12 protein-coding genes and 1 pseudogene are annotated in these 15,235 nt (G+C 67.3%); 3 read left to right on the plus strand and 10 right to left on the minus strand.

Annotated features, from left to right (window positions below; genetic code table 11):
* A pseudogene (locus PLC66_RS16810) lies at positions 1-427 on the minus strand (electron transfer flavoprotein subunit beta/FixA family protein); the annotation flags it as partial.
* A 173-nt stretch (positions 428-600) separates the two neighbouring features.
* Here PLC66_RS16810 and PLC66_RS16815 point away from each other — a divergent pair.
* Positions 601-1,200, plus strand: coding sequence for a TetR/AcrR family transcriptional regulator (locus PLC66_RS16815; protein WP_324542462.1), 600 nt, complete (start codon positions 601-603; stop codon positions 1,198-1,200).
* A 6-nt stretch (positions 1,201-1,206) separates the two neighbouring features.
* Here the strand turns inward: PLC66_RS16815 and PLC66_RS16820 are convergent, their stop codons facing one another.
* The 8 genes from PLC66_RS16820 to ppx all read right to left on the minus strand — a co-directional run bounded on the left by PLC66_RS16820 (position 1,207) and on the right by ppx (position 9,722).
* Complete coding sequence (locus tag PLC66_RS16820; RefSeq protein WP_324542464.1) at positions 1,207-1,977, minus strand: TatD family hydrolase; 771 nt, start codon at positions 1,975-1,977, stop codon at positions 1,207-1,209.
* Positions 1,978-2,007: 30 nt separating this feature from the next.
* Positions 2,008-2,808 (minus strand): enoyl-CoA hydratase, encoded by an 801-nt coding sequence (locus PLC66_RS16825; RefSeq protein WP_324542466.1) that lies wholly within the window; start codon positions 2,806-2,808, stop codon positions 2,008-2,010.
* Between the two features lie 156 nt (positions 2,809-2,964).
* Positions 2,965-4,617: an acyl-CoA synthetase gene (locus PLC66_RS16830; RefSeq protein WP_324542468.1), complete on the minus strand. Its 1,653-nt coding sequence runs from the start codon at positions 4,615-4,617 to the stop codon at positions 2,965-2,967.
* Between the two features lie 54 nt (positions 4,618-4,671).
* A complete protein-coding gene (locus PLC66_RS16835) occupies positions 4,672-5,322 on the minus strand; it encodes an ABC-type transport auxiliary lipoprotein family protein (RefSeq protein WP_324542470.1) in 651 nt (216 codons plus the stop codon).
* A 26-nt stretch (positions 5,323-5,348) separates the two neighbouring features.
* Complete coding sequence (locus PLC66_RS16840; RefSeq protein ID WP_324542472.1) at positions 5,349-6,290, minus strand: MlaD family protein; 942 nt, start codon at positions 6,288-6,290, stop codon at positions 5,349-5,351.
* Position 6,291: 1 nt separating this feature from the next.
* Positions 6,292-7,086 (minus strand): ABC transporter ATP-binding protein, encoded by a 795-nt coding sequence (locus PLC66_RS16845; protein ID WP_324542474.1) that lies wholly within the window; start codon positions 7,084-7,086, stop codon positions 6,292-6,294.
* A complete protein-coding gene (locus PLC66_RS16850) occupies positions 7,083-8,213 on the minus strand; it encodes an MlaE family ABC transporter permease (RefSeq protein ID WP_503012232.1) in 1,131 nt (376 codons plus the stop codon). Before PLC66_RS16850 ends, PLC66_RS16845 begins: the two co-directional genes overlap by 4 nt.
* A gap of 6 nt (positions 8,214-8,219) precedes the next feature.
* Positions 8,220-9,722, minus strand: a complete 1,503-nt coding sequence (gene ppx, locus PLC66_RS16855) for an exopolyphosphatase (RefSeq protein WP_324542478.1) — start codon at positions 9,720-9,722, stop codon at positions 8,220-8,222.
* Between the two features lie 185 nt (positions 9,723-9,907).
* Here ppx and ppk1 point away from each other — a divergent pair, with 185 nt between their 5' ends.
* Complete coding sequence (gene ppk1, locus PLC66_RS16860) at positions 9,908-11,992, plus strand: polyphosphate kinase 1 (RefSeq protein WP_324542480.1); 2,085 nt, start codon at positions 9,908-9,910, stop codon at positions 11,990-11,992.
* Positions 11,993-11,998: 6 nt separating this feature from the next.
* Here ppk1 and PLC66_RS16865 read toward each other — a convergent pair whose 3' ends face one another.
* On the minus strand, positions 11,999-14,200 hold the full coding sequence (locus PLC66_RS16865; RefSeq protein WP_324542482.1) for a RelA/SpoT family protein: 2,202 nt from the start codon (positions 14,198-14,200) through the stop codon (positions 11,999-12,001).
* Positions 14,201-14,439: 239 nt separating this feature from the next.
* On the opposite strand from PLC66_RS16865, the gene PLC66_RS16870 reads away from it, so the two are divergent.
* Positions 14,440-15,234, plus strand: a complete 795-nt coding sequence (locus PLC66_RS16870; RefSeq protein ID WP_324542484.1) for a M90 family metallopeptidase — start codon at positions 14,440-14,442, stop codon at positions 15,232-15,234.
* The last annotated feature ends 1 nt before the right edge of the window (position 15,235 follow it).

The raw sequence follows: 15,235 nt of genomic DNA on the forward strand, positions 1-15,235 counted from the left end.
CGAAGGTCGCCTGCGGCCAGCCCGCCAGTGCAGCCAGCATCTGGCCGGTCTGGTTCGCGTCGTCGTCGATCGCCTGCTTGCCGCAGATGACCAGGTTGGGTTGCTCCTTGTCGCACACCGCCTTGAGCAGCTTGGCCACGGCCAAGGGCTGCAGTTCGACATCCGACTCGACCAGGATGGCGCGGTCGGCGCCGATCGCCAGCGCCGCGCGCAGGGTTTCCTGGCAGGCGGTGACGCCGCAGCTCACCGCGACGACCTCGGTGGCGACGCCGGCTTCCTTCAGCCGCACCGCCTCTTCCACCGCGATCTCGTCGAAGGGGTTCATGCTCATCTTGACGTTGGCGATATCCACGCCGCTGCCATCGGCCTTGACGCGAACCTTGACGTTGTAATCGACAACGCGTTTGACGGGTACGAGAATCTTCACTCTGCCGCGCTCCTTTGTGGGTTCTGGATTGTTGCCGGCGGGCTGCGCCGGACTTGCCTGATTATGTCACTGCCCTCCCCGTATGGCACTGCTGCGCAGCAGCACCGCTCCCATACGGGGTGGTATGTTGCATACGGTAGCGTATGGACGCAGAATCGTCAATACTACGCCGTATGGAAACCACTTCAAAAAAACCTCGCACCCAGCTCGACCGCGACGCCTGGATCGCCGGCGCGATCGAAGTGCTCGCCGAGGAAGGCATCGCCGGCCTGCGCGTCGAAGTGCTCGCCAAGCGGCTCAAGGTCACGAAAGGCAGCTTCTATTGGCATTTCACCGACCGCCGGGATCTGCTGCTCGGCGTGCTGAACCACTGGCGGGATGGCCGCATACGCGACATCATCAAGCAGACGCGGGCGCAGCCTGGCCGGGAACTGGAGCAGATCTATCACGTCATCGACGTCTACAGTGCAAGTCGCAGCCGGCGCGGCATGATGATCGAGCTTGCCGTGCGCGACTGGGCGCGCCGCGATGCGGAAGCCGGCGCCATCGTGGCCGAGGTGGACGACGTCCGCCTGCGCTGCGCGCGCGAACTCTTCCTCAGCTGCGGCGTGCCGATCGAGGAGGCCTCGAGCCGCTGCATGCTGCTGTACGCCTACGTGTTTGGCGTCTCGTTGATGATCTACGACAAGTTCGACAGCGACATCCCGCGCCTGAAGCGCGACATCGCCGACCTCATCGCCCGCTCCTCGCATTTACCTACCGCACCAGCCTGAGGGCGCTCAACCCGGCAACCAGCCCCCGAGCACGCTGCTCGCATTGCGGCTGGTCGCTTCCGCCACCTCGTCGACGCCGATACCGCGCAGCGCTGCAAGCAATTCGGCATAGCGCGGCAAATTGGCTGGCATGTTTCGTGCCCCCTGCCCCCAGGCCGGTGCAATGTCGGGCGCGTCGGTCTCGAGCACGATCGACTCCAGCGGCAGGCTGGCCGCCAGCGCGCGAATGCGGGTGGAACCTTCGAAGCTCATCGCGCCGCCGAAGCCGAGTTTGAAGCCAAGATCGATGAACATCTGCGCCTGCTGCCGGCTGCCGTTGAACGCATGGGCGATGCCTCCGCGCACGCCAATGCGCCGCAGCTGCTTGAGGATCGGATCGACGGCGCGACGCACGTGCAGGATCACCGGCAAGTCGTGGCGGCGGGCAAGGCGGAGCTGGGCGACGAAGAATTCGAGCTGACGCGCGGGATCGCTGTCGGTGACGAAATGATCCAGCCCGATCTCGCCCACCGCCACCATGCCGCCTTCGGCCAGCGCCTGATCGAGGCGGTCGAGGTCGTCCATGGCCGCAGCCATCACATACAGCGGATGGATGCCAAGCGCGTAGCAGCAGTCCTTGCGCGAGCCTGCAAGCGCACGCACCGCCGCGAAGTTGCCCACCTCGACGGCGGGCACGACGAAACCGCCGACGCCCGCCGCGCGCGCCTGCTCGATGACCGCGACACGATCCTCGTCGAACTCCGCTGCATCCAGATGAATGTGCGAGTCGATCAGCATCGCTCGTGTGCCCCGCTACCTGCCGCGGCCTCAGCGTCCCTTGAACTCGGGTTTGCGCTTGGCGATGAAGGCGTCGATGCCCTCTGCGGCGTCCTCGCACATCGCGTTGCAGGCCATCGTCTCGGACGCCAGCTGGTAGGCGGCATCGAGCCCCATCTCGAGCTGCTTGTAGAACATCTGCTTGCCCATGCGGATCGCCACCGGCGACTTCGCGACGATCGAGGCCGCCAGCCGGGCGACCTCCTCGTCGAGCTGCTCGAGGGGCATGACACGATTCACCAGACCACGACGCTGGGCCTCGTGGGCGTCGATGAAGTCGCCCGTAACCAGCATCTCGAACGCCTCCTTGCGGCCCATGTTGCGCGACAGGCCGACGCCCGGGGTGGCGCAGAACAGGCCGACGTTGATGCCGCTCACGGCAAAGCGCGCCACGTCGGCGGCGACGGCAAGGTCGCACATCGACACCAGCTGGCAGCCCGCAGCGGTGGCGATGCCATGCACGCGCGCGATCACCGGCTGCGGCAGCTCGGTCAGCTTCATCATGAACTTGCCGCACAGCCGGAAAAGCCGTTGCTGGAAGGGGAGCTCGTGATTGCCGCGCATCTCCTTGAGGTCGTGTCCGGCGCAAAAGGCCCTGCCCTCGCCCGCCAGCACGACCACGCGCACGCTGTCGTCGCGTGCGATCTCATCGACCGCGGCGATGAGCGTCTCGAGCATCGCGAAGGACAGCGAGTTGAACTGCGCGGGGCGGTTCAGCGTCAGGGTGGTCACACCACGGTCGTCGTGGCGCAACAGCATCGGCTGCTCATCGGGAACGGGCACGGCACTCATGTCTCTCCTCCGGTATCGAATACGAAAGCTGGGTCTTCAAGGATTTTTGTTGACGCTTACGTCAACGTGCGATCATGTTAGCGCCTGACGCCGACGAGCGCCATGCCGGCAAGGCCTTGGTGCGCACCGCGAGGCCTTGCGCACCAAGGCCGCCGCTTACTCGAACGAGGCGGTGGAGCGCGCCTGCTCGCGCAGCACGAACTTCTGGATCTTGCCGGTGGAGGTCTTCGGCAGCTCGCAGAACACGATCCGCTTGGGCACCTTGAAGCCGGCCAGGTGCTCCTTGCAGTGCGCAACCAGCGCCTCGGCGCTCGCCTCGACGCCCTCGCGCAACTCGACGAAGGCGCACGGCACCTCGCCCCATTTCTCGTCCGGCAGCGCCACCACCGCGGCGGCCATCACCGCAGGGTGCTTGTAGAGCGCGTCCTCGACCTCGATCGAGGAGATGTTCTCGCCCCCCGAAATGATGATGTCCTTGGACCGATCCTTGATCTTGACGTAGCCGTCGGGCTGCATCACGGCAAGATCGCCGGTGTGGTACCAGCCACCGCGAAAGGACTCGGCAGTGGCCGTCGGGTTCTTCAGGTAGCCCTTCATCACCAGGTTGCCGCGGAACATGATCTCGCCCATGGTCTCGCCATCCCAGGGCACCGGTTCCATGGTGTTCGGATCCATCACGGTGATGCCTTCCTGCGCGTGATAGCGCACGCCCTGGCGACCGTTGAGCGTCACCTGCTCGGCCAGTGGCAGCTCGCGCCACTCATCATGTTTGGCGCACACCGAAGCCGGGCCGTAGGTTTCGGTCAGGCCGTACACGTGCGTGATGTCGAAGCCGATCTTCGCCATGCCCTCGATCACGGCAGCCGGTGGCGGCGCCGCAGCCACCAGGCCGGACACCTTGTGATTGATGCCCTTGCGCCACTCCTCCGGCGCGTTGGCGAGCATCGAGTGGACGATGGGCGCGCCGCAATAATGCGTGACCCCATGCTCGCGGATGGCGTCGAAGATCAGACGCGGATCGACGCGACGCAGGCAGACATTGACGCCGGCGTTGGCCGCCATCGTCCATGCGAAGCACCAGCCGTTGCAGTGGAACATCGGCAAGGTCCACAGATACACCGCATGCGGCGGCATGCCCCAGGACACGATGTTGGACATCGCGTTCAGGTAGGCGCCGCGGTGGTGATAGACCACCCCCTTCGGATTGCCGGTCGTGCCCGAGGTGTAGTTGAGCGAGATCGCCTCCCACTCGTCGGCCGGCTGCTCGAACACGAAGTCCTCGCTGCCGGTCGCCAGCAGCGCCTCGTAATCCATGGTGCCCAAGAGATCGCCCGGGCCGGTGTATTCGGGATCATCAACATCGATCACGATCATGTCGCTGCGTCCGGCCAGCTCGATCGCCTTCCTCACCATGCGGGCATATTCGCGATCGGTCAGCAGGACCCTGGCCTCGCCATGATTGAGGATGAAGGCGACCGCCTCTGCATCCAGCCGGGTGTTGATCGTATTGAGGACCGCGCCGCAGGCCGGGACGCCGAAATGGCATTCGAACATCTCGGGGGTGTTGTTGAGGATGGCGGCGACGGTGTCGCCCTTGCCCACCCCGAGCTGCTTCAGCGCCGAGGCCAGGCGCCGGCAACGGGCATAACTCTCGCGCCAGGTCTGGCGGCGCGCACCATGGATGACCGCCACGCGGTCCGGATACACGTAGGCACTGCGCTCGAGGAAGGTGAGCGGCGTCAAGGGCACGTAGTTCGCTGCGTTCTTTTCCAGGCCCACGGCATAGGGCGACGGTGTGGTCTCGCTCATTGATTCTCCCCTCGGTCGATTCGATACCGCCCTCGCGGGCGATCCATGTTGTGTTCAGCCCCCGCAGCGGCCCGTTGCATTCAACCCGCCGCCAGGCTCGCGGTCAAGGGCGCCGACCCAGTCTGCAAGCTCGGCGACGAGGCGCGCGCTCGCCCGCCGGTAGGCCTCGACGCCACCCGCCGCGTTCGCCGTCTGCGCCGCTTCGACGGCACGGAACTCACGACCGGCGATGGCCTTGTCGCTGCGCGGCGGCAGCAGCCCGGCACGCAGCACGATCTCGACCCGGCTCTCATCGGGCGAGGCGAAATCCTGGATGAACTCATCGAGCTCGACGCGCAGGCGGCAGCGTCCACCCGCGCCCTCGCTGCGCAGCGCGCGGTTCAGGGCCAGTCCCAGCATCGCCGGTGGCGGTGACACCCAGCGGCTCTCGGCATAGGCACGCCGTCGCAGCGGGTCATCCCAGGCCAGGCGGTACTGCATCGCGCTCGCCTCGAGCCAGGGCGGCGTCGCGATTTCGATCTGCGCCGGTGCAAGGGCCGGTGCAAGACTGCTCCGGGCCCCGATGCCGAGGTCGTAGAAGGCCATCGGCTTCGGCTGCAACTGAAGCCCGCCGCAAGCCGCCGCAAACGAGCCGATGAAGGCAATCACGAGCGTGGCCAGTCGAGCTTGCAGGCGATGCGGCGGGAAGATGGATAACTTCGTCATGTGCGGGTTTCCAATCGCTAGGCGTTTCAACGCTCGGGCGCAAAGCCCGGCTCGCCGGGACCGGGCTCGCGTGCCGCCCGCCCGGTGAGCAGCATCTGCGGCGTCGACTCGACCTCCTCGATCAGGCGTCCCAGGCGGCGCGAGGTGGCGGTCAGGTCGCGCAGGAGATCGTTGAGTTGCGGCAGCGTGCCATCGACCAGCCCGTCGCTGGCGGCGATGGCCGCCTGGTCGAGCCGCGCGGCCATCTGGTCAACGCGCTGCATGAGATTGCGCAGATCGGTCAATGCGGGCGCCACCTCGGCGCTTGTGCGCTCGAGGTTGGCCAGCATCGCCGACAGGGCGGCCATGTTGTCGGGGTTGAATGCACTGCGTACCGCCGCGAGCGTGCGTGGCACCTCGGCAAAGCCCTGGTCGATGCTGGCGGTCGCAGACTCCAGCCGCGCGAGGGTGGCACGGATGCGCCCAAGGTTGTCGTCGTCGAGCAGGGCGGATGCGCGCTCGCCGACGGTGGTGAAGTGCTCGATCGCCAGCAGCGCCCGCTCGGTAAGCTTGTCCACGAGGCCGGGCTCGAGGGTGATGCGCGGCGCCTGTCCCGCCACATCGAGCAGCGGGGCGGGATCGCTGCCGCGGTCATCGAGTTGCACGTAGGCCAGGCCAGTCACGCCCAGCGTGCCGAGGCTGGCCTGCGTGCCCCGGGTCAGCGGCAGCTCGCGCGGCACCTGCACCCGGACCAGGATGTTGCGCGCGTCCTCGGGGTCGATCCGGATCTCGCTCACGGTGCCGACCGAGAGCCCGCGAAATCGCACCCGCGACTGCGGCCCCAGGCCGTTGATGTCGCCGTGCGCCACGAGCACCAGGTCGCGCATCGGCTCGCGGTCCTGCGAGAACCACCACATCGCCAGCACGATGCCCGCCCCCAGCACGATTGCGAACAAGCCGGCCGCCAGCGCATGCGCCCGATTTTCCATGTCAGCCTGACTCCTTGGCGTGCCTCAGGGCCCGCCGTCCATGTGCGCCGCCGAAGAAGCGCTCGATGAAGGGGTGATCCACCCGCAGTGTGTCCTCGATCGACGCATAGCTCAGAATCCGACGGTCTGCCAGCACCGCGACCTTGCTCGCCATCGCCGCCAGCGTATCGAGGTCGTGGGTGACGAGCACCACCGTCAGGCCCAACTCGCGATGCAAGGACAGGATCAGGCGCACGAAGCTCGCGCTGCGGTCCGGGTCCAGCCCAGCGGTCGGCTCATCGAGCAGCAGCAACTCGGGCTCCAGCGCCAGCGCGCGCGCCAGCGCCGCCCGCTTGACCATGCCCCCCGACAGTTCGGCCGGCATCAGCAGGGCGTCGGAAGCCTCCATCTCCACCATCGCCAGCTTGAGGGCAACGAGGTCGCGAATCTCGTCCTCGCTCACCACGCCGAGTTCCCTGAGCGGAAACGCGATGTTCTCACCCACGGTAAAGGCCGAGAACAGCGCCCCCTGCTGAAACAGCACGCCAAAGCGCCGCTGGCGGGCGAGGCGTTCATGCACGCTGCCCGCGTGCAGCGCTTCACCGAACAGCCGCACGCTTCCCGCCGCCGGTTCGGTGAGCCCGATGATGTGGCGCAGCAAGGTGGTCTTGCCGCTGCCCGAGCCACCCACCAGGGCGACGATCTCCCCGGCTCCGATATCGAGATCCAGCCCATCGTGCACCAGGTTGTCGCCGAAGCGGGTCACGATGTCGCATAGCGCAACCACCGGCGGCGGTGCAGTCTGCCGGGTGCTCATGCCGGCAGCCCGATCGAGCGCGTGGCGATCGCGAACACCGCATCGACCAGGATCACCACGGTGATGGCCGACACCACCGAGGCCGTCGTGTTCGACGACAGGCTCTCGGTGTTGGGCTGTACGCGCAGACCGAAGTGGCAGGCGATGAGGGCGATCAGCAGGCCGAACACCGCACCCTTGGCGAGACCGATGTACAGGTTGGCGATCGGGACGGCCTCGGGCAGGGCCTCGACGAAATAGTGGAAGCTGAGATCGAGCTCGACCCAGGCCGAGACCCAGCCGCCCAGCAGCGCGATCGCCGAGGTCCACAGCACCAGCAGCGGCATCGCCAGCGTCAGCGCGATCACCTTGGGCAGCACCAGCCGCAGCGAGCGCGACACCCCCATCGCGGCGAGCGCATCGATCTCCTCGGTCACGCGCATCACGCCCAGTTGCGCGGTCATCGCCGAGCCCGAGCGCCCCGCCACCAGCACCGACACCAGTACCGGCCCGAGCTCGCGGATGATGCCCAGGCCCAGGATATTCACGATGAACACGTCGGCACCGAAGGTCTTGAGCTGCAGTGCCGACAGATAGGACAGCACGACCCCGATCAGGAAGCCCACCAGCGCGGTCACCGGCATCGCCTTCACCCCCACCTTGTGGACGTTGGCCGAGATCTCCAGCAGCGGCCATTCGCGCGGATGGCGCAGCAGGTGCAGCAGGTCGAGGAAGAGCTGCCCCAGCAGGGCGACGAAATCCCTGACGTGGCGGACGAAGCCGATCAGCACACTGCCGAGCAGCACCACCGCATCGATCACCGTAAAGCCCGGCATCGCCGGCAGTGGCTTCGCGGCCGCACGGGCGACGCGCTCGATGACCTCGCGCTGCGCCTGGCTCGCGTCCAGGCTAGCAGGCCACTGTCGTCCCCAGGCCTGCCACAGCAGTGTCGCACCAAAGCTGTCCAGACGCGTCACCTCGGTGAGCGACCAGGCGGCGCCGGCGGGTGCGGCGCGAAGCCGGCGCCGCACCCCCGGCAGGCGCGCGGCGAGCGCACGCAGCGTCCAGTCGCCGTTCAGGCGGATGCCGTCGGGACCGAGCTCGACGACATCGCGAGCCTGCACTGGCGCCCCGCCCGCCGGCCCCATCCGTGCTCAGGCGGTCGCGCTGCGCACGCTCAGGGCGCGCACGTAGAGGCCGCGCCCCATGCCCAGCCACTGGCGCTGCTCTTCCTCCAGCGCGGCGGCGGTGAGCGGCAGCTTCTGCAGCCAGCCCGGCGCCGCCGTGACCGAGAAGCCGCGTCCCTCGCGCTTCATGGTGATCGGCGGCAGGCCGCGGGCATCGCGGGCGCGATGGATGACCACCGCCAGGCGCAGGCAGGCGATCAGCAGCCAATCGACGCTGCCGGGGTCGATCGAGGCCACGCGCTCGAGCTTGCCGCGGTGCGCCAGCACCAGCCGCGCCAGGCGCGCCTGGTCCATGCGCGAAAAGCCCGGCATGTCGGCATTGGCGACGATATAGGCGCTGTGCTTGTGATAGCTCGAGTGCGCGACCGAGATCCCGATCTCGTGCAGCAACGCCGCCCAGCGCAGGAAGCGGTGGTCGGGGTGTTCCGGCGCGGCCATGGTCGGCTCGAGCTGGGCCAGCAACTCACAGGCCGTGTCGGCGACCTGGTGCGCCTGGCGCACATCGACCCCGTAGCGGCGCACGAAGGCGCTCACCGTGGCGTCGCGCAGATCGTGGTGGTGGTAGCGCCCGAGCAGGTCGTAGAGCACCCCCAGGCGCAACGCCCCTTCAGAGAACACCATGTGCTCGAGGCCGAACTCCTTGAACACCGCGCTCATGATGGAAAAGCCACCGAGAATCACCGGCAGCCGATCCCCCTTCAGGCCGGCCAGGTCCACGTTGTCGATGTGGCCCGCGCGCAGCAGCGCCAGCTTGAATTTCTCCAGGCCTTCGCGGGTGATGCCGCTGGCCGAGAAGCCGTTCTGCTCGAGGATCTCGACCAGCGCCTTGGCGGTGCCGCTCGAGCCGACCGCCTCCTCCCAGCCCGCCTCGCGGTAGGCCTGCGAGATGGTCTGCAGCTCCCGCCGCGCGGCCAGCTCGGCATCGCGCAGGCCACGCTTGTCGATCCGGCCGTCGGGAAAGAAACGCAGGCTGAAACCGACACAGCCCATGTAGCGCGACTCGAGCAGCAGCGGCTCGAAGCTCTTGCCGACGATGAATTCGGTCGAGCCGCCGCCGATATCGACCACCAGTTGCTGCTTGTGCGGATCAGGCAGGGTGTGGGCGACGCCGACATAGATCAGTCGGGCCTCCTCGCGCCCGGCGATCACCTCGATCGGAAAGCCCAGCGCCACCTCGGCCCGCAGCAGGAAGTCCGAGGCGTTCTTGGCCACGCGCAGCGTGTTGGTGGCCACCGCGCGCACACGCTCGGGCGGGAAGTCGCGCAGCCGCTCATGAAAACGCTGCAGCGCGGTCACGCCCCGCTGCTGCGCGGCGAGGTCGAGCTTCTTGTCCGGCGACAGGCCGGCGGCCAGTCGCACCGCCTCCTTCAAGCCATCGAGCGGATATATCTGGTCGTTGACGATGCGGCCCACCTGCAGCCGAAAGCTGTTCGAACCGAGGTCGATTGCCGCGATCAGATCTTGCATCATGTTTTCGGGGACAGACGCCAAGGGCGCCGAGGCTGCCGATTCTAGCACTGCCGCCGCCCGGCCCACGGCGTGAATCATTGCCGCAAACAGACCCGCCGATGACGGCCGCCGGGGTTCTCCTTGTCATGAAGTCGCAAAGAAACTGTCACATAATCGGGGCAGTCGCACCGCGCACAGGACCGCCCATGTACAACGCCAGCCGCAATCTCCAGCAGTTTCCCGCCGAACACTTCCTCAACCGCGAGCTCTCCCTCCTGCAGTTCCAGCGTCGTGTGCTGGCCCAAGCCGCCGACCCCACCGTACCCCTGCTCGAGCGTCTGCGCTTCCTGTGCATCGTGTCCAGCAACCTCGACGAGTTCTTCGAGATCCGCGTCTCCGGTATCAAGGAGCAGATCCGCATCGGCAGCCGCAAGGCCGGCGAGGATGGCATCGCGCCGGTCGACCTGCTCGAGCGCGTCAGCGACGAAGTGCACGACATCATCTCCGACCAGTACGAGCTGCTCAACGACGCCATCCTGCCCGCACTCGAGCAGGAGGGCGTCGTCTTCCTGCGCCGCAGCCTGTGGTCCGAGGCGCAGCGCAAGTGGATTCACGACTTCTTCATGCGCGAAGTGATGCCGGTGCTGACCCCGATCGGCCTCGACCCCGCCCACCCTTTCCCGCGCGTGCTCAACAAGAGCCTGAACTTCGCGGTCGAACTCGAGGGCCGTGATGCCTTCGGCCGCGACTCCGGGGCGGCGATCGTGCAGGCGCCGCGTGCCCTGCCGCGGGTGATCCGGCTGCCGCGCGACATCTGCGAGCAGGAATACACCTTCGTCTTCCTGTCCTCGGTGCTGCATGCGCATGTGGACGAACTCTTCACCGGCATGACGGTGCTCGGCTGCTATCAATTCCGCGTCACGCGCAACTCCGACCTGTTCGTCGATGAAGAGGAGGTCAAGGATCTGCGCACCTCGCTCAAGGGCGAGCTGCAGCAGCGTCATTTTGGCGACGCCGTGCGCCTCGAGGTGGCGGACAACTGCTCGGAGGAGATGGCGGCCTTCCTGTTGCAGCACTTCCATCTCACGCCGGACGATCTGTACCGCACGCCCGGCATCGTCAACCTGGTCCGCCTGATGCAGGTACCCGACTGGGTCGAGCGGCCCGACCTCAAGTACGCGCCCTTCGTCCCCGGCGTACCGAAGTCGCTCGACAAGCGCCGGCAGATCTTCACCGCGATCCGCGGCGGCGACATCCTGCTCCACCACCCGTTCCAGAGCTTCATGCCGGTCATCGAGCTGTTGCGCGCGGCCGCGGACGACCCGCAGGTGCTGGCGATCAAGATGACGGTGTACCGCACCGGCACCGACTCGGTGCTGATGGAGCATCTCGCCCGCGCCGCGCAAAAGGGCAAGGAAGTCACCGTGGTGCTCGAGCTCATGGCGCGCTTCGACGAGGAGGCCAACATCACCCTGGCCAACCGCCTCGAAGAGGTCGGTGCACATGTCGTGTACGGCGTGTTCGGCTACAAGACGCACGCCAAGCTACTGATGATCGTGCGCCGCGAGGAAACCGGCCTGCGCCGCTATGTGCACATGGGCACCGGCAACTACCACCCCCGCACCACCCGCTTCTACACCGACTTCGGTCTGCTCACCTGCAACGACGAGATCGGCGAGGACGTCGCCGCGGTGTTCAAGCAGCTCACCGGCCTCGGTACGGCGACCGAGTTGCGCCACCTGTGGCAGGCGCCCTTCACGCTGCAGGCCAATGTCGTCGCCGCGATCCGCCGCGAGGCCGACATCGCCCGCGAAGGCCGGCGCGGGCGCATCATCGCCAAGCTCAACGCGCTGCTCGAGCCCGAGACCATCGAGGCGCTGTACGAGGCTTCGCAGGCCGGCGTCGAGGTCGACCTGATCATCCGCGGGCCGTGCGCGCTGCGCCCCGGCGTGCCGGGCCTGTCCGACAACATCCGTGTGCGCTCGGTGGTCGGGCGTTTCCTCGAGCACACGCGCATCTTCCACTTCCACGCCGACGGCGAGGATCACATGTACCTGTCCAGCGCCGACTGGATGGATCGCAACTTCTTCCGCCGCATCGAGATCGCCTTCCCAGTGCTCGATACGCGCCTCAAGCGCCGCGTCATGAAGGAAGGCCTGCGCCCCTACCTGGGCGACAACTGCCAGGCCTGGGACATGCAGCCCGACGGGCGCTACCGCCGCAAGCACCCGCGCAGCGTGCGCCGCGCGGCCCAGCTCATCCTGCTCAAGGAACTGGCGGCGAACAGCTGAAGCCGCCTACTTGCGCTGCGCGTCGATCACGCCCGGCACCTCGCGAATCAGCGTGATCGCGCGCTGGATCTGACGGATGCCGGCGACTTCCATCGTGAAGCGCATGTAGGCCGTGCCCTTTTTCGTCAGCGTATTGACCGCGATGACGTTGAGCTTCTCGCGTGACAACACCTCGGAGATGTCGCGCAGCAGCCCCTGGCGATCGGCCGCCTGCACCGTGATGTCGACCTGGTACAGCGCGGTCTTGGCGTCGTGCGCGCGCTCGCCCCATTCGGCCGGGATCACACGCTCCGGATGCGCGGTGGCCAGCAACTGGAAGTCGTGGCAGTCGACGCGGTGAATCGAGATCCCGCGGCCGCGGGTGACGAAGCCCTCGATTGCGTCCGGCGGCGCCGGCTTGCAGCAGCGTGACAGCGAGGTCATCAGCTTGCCGACGCCGACGATCAGGATCTTGTCCGAGTTGTCGCCCGAACGGCTGCGGCTGACGACGAACTCGGGTTCCGCCTCGGTTGCAGGCGGCGCACTGCCTTCGCGCAGGGCGATCTGCACAGCACGCGGCCCGACTTCGCCGCGACCGGCGGCCAGGTACAACGCCTCGGCATTCTTGAAGCCCAGGCGTTCGGCCAGGCCGTCGATATTGGCCTGCGCGTGGCCGTCGCGCTGCATCTCCTTGGTGACGAAGCTGCGCCCGCGCGACAGCAGGTCTTCCTCATCGAGCTGGGCGAAGTACTGCTTGATCTTGGTGCGCGCCCGTGAAGTCGCCACGTAGGCCTGGCGCGCATCGAGCCAGTCGCGCGACGGCCCGCCCTCCTTCGCCGCCACGATCTCCACCGTCTGCCCGCTCTCGAGCGGGGTGTTGAGCGGCACCAGGTGGCCATCGACCTTGGCGCCGCGGCAATGGTGGCCGAGGTCGGTGTGCAGGCGGTAGGCGAAGTCGATCGGCGTGGCGCCGCGCGGCAGGTCGACCACCTTGCCCTGGGGCGTCAGCACATAGAGCGTGTCGTCGAGCGAGGCGCGCTTGAACTGCTCCATCCACTGCGCCGAATCGGTGACCTCGTCGCGCCACGACAGCAGGTTGCGCAGCAGCGCGATCTTCTCGTCGTAGTCGGCGCTGTCGCGCGCGCCCTCCTTGTAGCGCCAGTGCGCCGCGACGCCGAGCTCGGCGTGCTTGTGCATGTCGTGGGTGCGGATCTGCACCTCGAGCGCACGACCATCGCCCGCCAGCACCGCGGTATGCAGGGACTGGTAGTTGTTGCCCTTGGGCTTGGTGATGTAGTCGTCGAACTCCTTGGCGATCGGCTGCCAGATCTGGTGCACGATGCCGAGCACGGTGTAGCAGTCGCGCACCTCATCGACCAGCACGCGCAGCGCGCGGATGTCGAACACCTGCGAGAAGTCGAGCCGCTTCTTTCGCATCTTGTTGTAGATGCTATAGATGTGCTTGGCACGGCCGGTGATGTCGGCCTTGATGCCGACGGCGGCAAGTTCGCGCTTGAGGCGCTCGATCGCATCCTCGATGAAGCGCTCGCGCTCGACGCGGCGCTCATCGAGCATCTTGGCGATGCGCTTGTAGGTGTCCGGCTCGATGAACCGGAACGCCAGATCCTCGAGCTCCCACTTGATCTGCCACACCCCCAGGCGGTTGGCCAGCGGGGCGTAGATGTCCAGACTCTCGCGCGCGACATCGACGCGTGCGTCGCCCGGCAGGTCGGTGTAGTAGCGCAGGGTTTGCGTACGCGACGCCAGGCGCACCAGCACGACGCGGATGTCCTCGACCATCGCCAGCAGCATCTTGCGCAGCACCTCGGTCTGGGCGCGGATCTCGGGCGCCGACGCGGTGGTCGTCATGCGCGTGAGCACGCGCAGGCCATTGAGCTTGTGCAGGCCACGGACCAGGGCGGCGACCTCGCCACCAAAGCGCTCGGTCACATCCGCCACCGGATCGTCCAGCTCATCCCACACCGCGAACAGCAGGGCCGCGAGACGCGTCTCGACGTCCATGCGCAGCGAGGCGGCGATCAGCGCGGCCCCGATCGCGTGCGTCCATATCGGTTCGCCGGTGCCGAGGACCTTGCCTTCGTAGAGGTCGGCAATCCACTCGAGCGCGGCCTCGATGCGGGCGCGTTCGGCCTCGTCGAGGCCGGCAGCCAGCATGTCCAGTGGGGGGGCGGTATCGCCTTGGGCGATGGCGTGTGTGACGGAAACCATGGGGCGGGATTATCCCACATCGGGCAGCCGCTCGCTGCCGTCAGCCGAGCGCGCACGCCCTCCCTGCCGCCCTTCCCTGTGGTCAGCCTGATCCTGTGCGATCATCCGGGCACCACAGCGACTGCTCGCCCGATGATGCCCCTGCCCACCCAGCCAGATTGCGCGCCTCGTCACCCGCCCGGATGCCTGTCGCGCGCCCTCCACCGGGCCCGCCCTGGGTTCCCGGCGGGCTGATCGAGATGTTCGAAAGCCTTCGCCGCCTGTTCGGGCTGCAGCACAGCCGCCCCGTCGTCGATGCGGCACAGTGGTCGCGGGTCGAGGCCACCCTTCCCTTCCTTGACTTTCTCGACCCGGGCGACCGCCTGCGGCTGCGCGACATGGCGCTCGATTTTCTCGATATCAAGCAGTTCCACGGTGCCCAGGGGCTGCAACTCGATGACGACATGCTGCTCGCCATCGCGCTGCAGGCCTGCCTGCCGGTGCTCAACATCGGACTTGAGGCCTATGCCGGCTGGGTTGGCGTGGTGGTGTATCCGGGCGACTTCATCATTCCGCGTCGCGAGGTCGATGAGGCCGGGGTGCTGCATGAATACGACGACGAAGTGCTCGGCGAGGCCTGGGAAGGCGGACCGGTGATCATCGCCTGGTTCGCCGGCGCCCAGCAGCCGGCCGGAGTGAACGTGGTGATCCACGAGTTCGCCCACAAGCTCGACATGGAAAATGGCGGCGTGGACGGCCTGCCGCGGCTGCACGCCGGCATGTCGCGCGCGCACTGGGCCACGGTGTTCTCGGCCGCCTACGAGGACTTCTGCGCCGAGGTCGACCGCGGGGTGGAGACGGCGATCGACCCCTACGGCGCCGAGCACCCGGGCGAATTCTTCGCCGTCGTGTCGGAAGCCTTCTTCGAGACGCCGATCGTGCTGCAGGAACGCTTTCCGGCCGTCTATGATCAACTCAGCCAGTTTTACCGGCTCGATCCAGCAGCGGGCCAGATACGCCACCCGGGCCGCTGCGAGCCGCGCCTCCCGGACTGAG

It is taken from the genome of Thauera sp. (assembly GCF_035444905.1).
Lineage (GTDB): Bacteria > Pseudomonadota > Gammaproteobacteria > Burkholderiales > Rhodocyclaceae > Thauera.

Bases quoted from the DNA above. Each gene is read 5' to 3' on its own strand.
- PLC66_RS16815 (WP_324542462.1), top strand. From the start codon at position 601: ATGGAAACCACTTCAAAAAAACCTCGCACCCAGCTCGACCGCGACGCC.
- PLC66_RS16820 (WP_324542464.1), bottom strand. From the start codon at position 1,977: ATGCTGATCGACTCGCACATTCATCTGGATGCAGCGGAGTTCGACGAG.
- PLC66_RS16825 (WP_324542466.1), bottom strand. From the start codon at position 2,808: ATGAGTGCCGTGCCCGTTCCCGATGAGCAGCCGATGCTGTTGCGCCAC.
- PLC66_RS16830 (WP_324542468.1), bottom strand. From the start codon at position 4,617: ATGAGCGAGACCACACCGTCGCCCTATGCCGTGGGCCTGGAAAAGAAC.
- PLC66_RS16835 (WP_324542470.1), bottom strand. From the start codon at position 5,322: ATGACGAAGTTATCCATCTTCCCGCCGCATCGCCTGCAAGCTCGACTG.
- PLC66_RS16840 (WP_324542472.1), bottom strand. From the start codon at position 6,290: ATGGAAAATCGGGCGCATGCGCTGGCGGCCGGCTTGTTCGCAATCGTG.
- PLC66_RS16845 (WP_324542474.1), bottom strand. From the start codon at position 7,086: ATGAGCACCCGGCAGACTGCACCGCCGCCGGTGGTTGCGCTATGCGAC.
- PLC66_RS16850 (WP_503012232.1), bottom strand. From the start codon at position 8,213: ATGGGGCCGGCGGGCGGGGCGCCAGTGCAGGCTCGCGATGTCGTCGAG.
- ppx (WP_324542478.1), bottom strand. From the start codon at position 9,722: ATGATGCAAGATCTGATCGCGGCAATCGACCTCGGTTCGAACAGCTTT.
- ppk1 (WP_324542480.1), top strand. From the start codon at position 9,908: ATGTACAACGCCAGCCGCAATCTCCAGCAGTTTCCCGCCGAACACTTC.
- PLC66_RS16865 (WP_324542482.1), bottom strand. From the start codon at position 14,200: ATGGTTTCCGTCACACACGCCATCGCCCAAGGCGATACCGCCCCCCCA.
- PLC66_RS16870 (WP_324542484.1), top strand. From the start codon at position 14,440: ATGTTCGAAAGCCTTCGCCGCCTGTTCGGGCTGCAGCACAGCCGCCCC.